General features: G+C 35.4%; 1 pseudogene. It reads right to left on the bottom strand.

The window, feature by feature from the left end:
* Window positions 1-698: pseudogene (locus IM273_RS22265) on the bottom strand (hypothetical protein); the annotation flags it as partial.

Here is a 698-nt window from a genome sequence, read left to right as displayed (position 1 = left end):
AATTGAATCAGTCCATGATATTTTATTTGCTCCTGTACCTTGTTTCATAGCTACAGTGAAAGATTGAGTATTCTTAGTATTACCACTTGCGTTAACAATGGTAAAATTCGTAGTTCCTGCTGATAGGGTAACAGTGAATGCAGTCTTACTATCTGATAAATCAATCTCTAGGCTAGTGCCTGTGAGTGTATTTAGTGCTAATAGATCATCTACAATTGTTACTTTTGTATCAATGTTGGCTTGTAATGCTTTGTCTTTATCATCAATTTGTTTCTTTGAGTATGTTCCAACATCATCATAGTTCAAAGTAATATCACTGTTTAGGGCATAGCCATTAATACGGGTAATGCGTAGTGCAAATAGATCATTTGATTGAGTACGTGAATACACATCTGGAATATCTGCGGCTACAAGTTGAATATTCGTACCTGTAAGTGCCTTGTTATTCACTAAGAAAGTTTTAGGTACAAAGGTACTGTTACTGTAGCTTAGACTTGCCATATCTGTAAGTTGTGATGCACCTAGTGTAATATTTCCGCTTAATGCCACGCCGTTAATCGTCTGAGTCTTTGCAACAAAATTAGTATTGGTTTGAGTCTGTGAGTATACGTCTAAAATATCTGCCGCTACTAAGTTTAATGAAGTACCAGATAGTGCATGACCATTTAACTGAAATACTTTAGGAACAAATGTATTAG

This window comes from Enterobacter cloacae complex sp. P13B (assembly GCF_014895915.1).
Taxonomy (GTDB): Bacteria; Pseudomonadota; Gammaproteobacteria; order Enterobacterales; family Enterobacteriaceae; genus Enterobacter; species Enterobacter bugandensis.
Note: the sequence above shows the minus strand (reverse complement) of the source record. Positions and strands in the feature narration are given on the sequence as shown.